At 73.5% G+C, this 3,360-nt stretch carries 2 protein-coding genes and 2 pseudogenes; all 4 read right to left on the minus strand.

The window, feature by feature from the left end:
* Positions 1-786, minus strand: a pseudogene (locus L0B03_RS15595) (hypothetical protein); the annotation flags it as partial.
* A gap of 23 nt (positions 787-809) precedes the next feature.
* A complete protein-coding gene (locus L0B03_RS15600; protein WP_250447480.1) occupies positions 810-1,418 on the minus strand; it encodes an RNA polymerase sigma factor in 609 nt (202 codons plus the stop codon).
* A gap of 8 nt (positions 1,419-1,426) precedes the next feature.
* Positions 1,427-3,043, minus strand: coding sequence for a GGDEF domain-containing protein (locus L0B03_RS15605; protein WP_250447482.1), 1,617 nt, complete (start codon positions 3,041-3,043; stop codon positions 1,427-1,429).
* Between the two features lie 84 nt (positions 3,044-3,127).
* Positions 3,128-3,360, minus strand: a pseudogene (locus tag L0B03_RS15610) (amine oxidase); the annotation flags it as partial.

Consider the following 3,360-nt stretch of genomic DNA (forward strand, 5'->3'; position numbering starts at 1 on the left):
TCCGACTTGAGGGGGCTTGACCTCCGCGGACCGGCCGGGGGTGGCGGGCTGGCCCGTGCCGGTCTTCGCCTCCTCGGAGGTGGTCGCGCCGGGCGGGCTGGCGGGCGCGTTGCTGCCCTCGCTCCCGCGTGCAGGGGCCCGGTCCTCCTCGGGCACGACGCTCTGCGGCGGTGTGGTCTCGTCGGCACCCCGCGTACCGCTGCGCTCGTCGCTCTCGGGGGTCGGGTCCGGCTCGGGCGTGGCGAAGGGCTCCGTGGTGGGGGTCGCGTCGGTCTCCGGAGAGGGGGAGTCGCTCTCCGCGTCGGTGGGCAGCGGGTCCAGCGGTGAGCCCGTCATGAGCTCGACCAGACCCGAGACCGCACCGTGGGCGGGGCCCTGGATCGCGTCCGGCACGGCGTCGATGGTGGCGGCCCCGGTGACGGCGGCCATGGCCACCCCGGCGCCCAGCGTGATCTTCGCAGCCAGACCGATCCCCGCGGCGGCCTGGACCGCCCGGCGCACCCGGGTGCGAGTCGCTGCCGTGAGCCGCGCGCTCAGAGGGACGTGCTCACCCATCGGGACGTGCTCGCCCATGGGGACGTGCTCGCCCATGGGAACGCGCTCGCCCATGGGTACGTGCTCGCCGACGGGCCTCGGCAGGCCCTCGCGCAGCATCTGCTCGAGGGCCGCGCTCGGCGGCGGTGGGGCGCTCGCGGTGGCCTTGAGAGCCACGACGAAGGCGCTGAGCGCAGGCTCGCCCGGCACGTGGTGGCCGCTCAGGAGGCGGTCCAGGTCTGCTCTGCTCACACCACGGTCATCGCTGCGGGGCCTCACAGGGGTACGCCCTCCGCCTCGAGGGCGCGGCGCAGGCTCGCGAGGGCCCGGCGCTGCAGGGCCTTGACGGCGCCGGTGCGTCTCCCGACAACCTCGGCGACCTGCTCGACCGTGAGGTCGGCCAGGATGCGCAGCGTCATGACCTCACGCTGCTCGTCGGTCAGGGTCGCGAGCAGGGCGTGCACCCGCTCCTCGCCCAGGTTCCCCAAGGCCCCGCTCTCCGCGCTCGGCGCAGTCCGGGTGTCCCCTTCGGGTTCGTAGGGGGAGAGCCCGGGAGCGCGCCCTTGCCGCCGCCAGGTGTCGATCACGCGCCGGTGGGCGATCGTGAAGACCCACGAGCGCAGCTGTGCCTCGGTCCCGGAGAAGCGCTGGATGCCGGTGAACACCGCGAGGAAGACCTCGCTGGTCACGTCGGCCGGGTCAGGCACCCCCTTGCTGCGCACGTAGGCGGCGACGGGGCCGGCGAGGTCCTGGTAGATCTGCGTGAAGGCTTCGGCGGACCCAGCCTGCGCGCGGGCGATCACGTCGCCCTCGGTCCCGGACGCTGCGTCCGGGCTCCCCGTGGTGGACCGTGGCGCCCTCGCCGCGTCGTCGGTGCTGGCCATGACGGGGGTCAGTCGGCTCGGCGCACGGTGTTGCGGCCAGCGCGCTTGGCCTCGTAGAGGGCGTCGTCGGCGCGGCGCAGCAAGGTCGACTGCGTGTCGCGCCCGGCGACGGCGACGCCGATGCTGACCGTGACCGGCAGATCACCGGTCAAGGGCTCCCAGTCGTGCTCCGCGACCCGCCGCCGCAGGGCCTCGAGGTGGACCTGCGCGTCGGTGGGAGGCAGGCCGGTCAGCACCACCAGGAACTCCTCGCCACCCATCCGAGCGGCGAAGGCGTCGGTCGAGGTGTTGCTCGAGACCAGCTCGGTGACGGTCGCCGAGAAGATCCGGGCCACGACCTCGAGGACCTCGTCACCGGTCTGGTGCGAGCGGGTGTCGTTGACGCGCTTGAAGTGGTCCAGGTCGAGCAGAGCCGCGACGATCGGGACGTCCGCGCCGATACCGCCAGCGAGCAGACGCGGGAGGGACTCGTTGACGTAGCGGCGGTTGTACAGGCTGGTGAGCGGGTCACGTCGGGCCTGGTCGCGGAACTGGTCCGCCTGCTGCCTGGCCTCGCTCGTCTCGAACATGGCCTGACGCACCCGTGCCTGAGCCTCCCGCTGCTGCGACATGAGGGCACGCTCGGCCCGGTGGAACGCCTTGTGTGCCTCGAAGGCCTCCTCGAACCGTCCGGTCGCGGCGAACAGCTCGGCCTGCTGCTCGTCCACCTGCACGAGGGCCGAGGCCAGGCCGTGCTGCTCGCACAAGCTCCGGGCCTCGTCGAGGCTCTCCTGGGCGGCGGCGTGCTCGCCGAGGTGACGCTGGGCGACCGCCAAGGTCAGCAGGAGCTCCGGCAGGCCGCTGACCTCGGGGACGTCGACCGAGCGGTGCACCTCGATCGAGGCGCGGGCCGAGCGCTCGGCGTCGGCATGGCGGCCCAGCGCCAGCTCGATGCAGGCGATCGTGTCCAAGGTGTGCGCATCGAGCGGCATGCCCTCCTCGGCGCAGATCCGGCGCAGCCGGTCCATCGCGACCTGGGCTCGTTCGGGCTCGCCGTTCAGGTACTCGACGTAGGCCAGGTTGTTGAGGGTCAGCACCCGGCGGGTCGAGTCCCCGGCATCCACGGCGATGTCCTCGGCCTGCCGGTAGCGCACCCGAGCTGCCTCGAGGGAGCCGGACTCCGCGAGGGCGTCGGCGAGCCGGGTGACGTAGAGAGCTCGCAGGGCCGCAGGGTCCTCCTCGGCGAGGTTCTCGACGGCATCGACCGTGTGCTCGAGGTACGAGGGCATGTCGCCCAGGTCGCGGTGGGTGCGCGCGAGGAGGAAGTGGCTGCGAGCCAGGAGGCGTCGGCGGCCGTGGCTGAGGGCGAACTCGTTGGCCTGCCACAGGAGCTTGGCTGCCTCGTCGAGCCGACCCTGGCGCTCGAGGATGTCGGCCCGGACCAGCCGGGCACGCCACTGCAGCTCGACGTCGCCGAGCACCTCGGCCCGCCGCTCGATCTGAGCCACCTCGTCGAGAGACCCCTCGACCAGCACGCCGCGGGTCTCCTCGATCTGCACGAGGACGCGGTCGAGGTCGGCCGCGCTCCGGACGTCGTCGGTCGACGTCGTGGTCGCGGGGCATCCCGGGGCGGGAGAGGTGGTCATCGCCTTCCCATCGGCCGCGACAGGACCGTGCTGAGCAGTCGTGACGCAGGCCACAGCCGCGGGCAACGGCCAGCCACGGGGGCTCTACCGACCCAGGGAGCGTTGCACCTCGAGGGCGGTGCGACGCCCCGAGACCATGGCTCCCTGGAGCGAGGCGGTGTCACGGTGGTCCCCGCATACGAAGAGCCCGTCGCCCAGGGCGACCTCGCGGCGCACCACGAGCGGCGGGGGCTGGGCGGGGAGGGCGCCCGGGATGACGTGCCGCGCCACCTCGCGCCACCGCGACCCGTCGACCCCGAGCATCGCGGCCGCGTGCT

This window comes from Actinotalea sp. C106, assembly GCF_023630195.1.
Lineage (GTDB): Bacteria > Actinomycetota > Actinomycetes > Actinomycetales > Cellulomonadaceae > Actinotalea.

What these genes read in the sequence shown, in the direction of transcription:
- L0B03_RS15600 (WP_250447480.1), bottom strand. Translation starts at nt 1,418, where the DNA reads ATGGCCAGCACCGACGACGCGGCGAGGGCGCCACGGTCCACCACGGGG.
- L0B03_RS15605 (WP_250447482.1), bottom strand. Translation starts at nt 3,043, where the DNA reads ATGACCACCTCTCCCGCCCCGGGATGCCCCGCGACCACGACGTCGACC.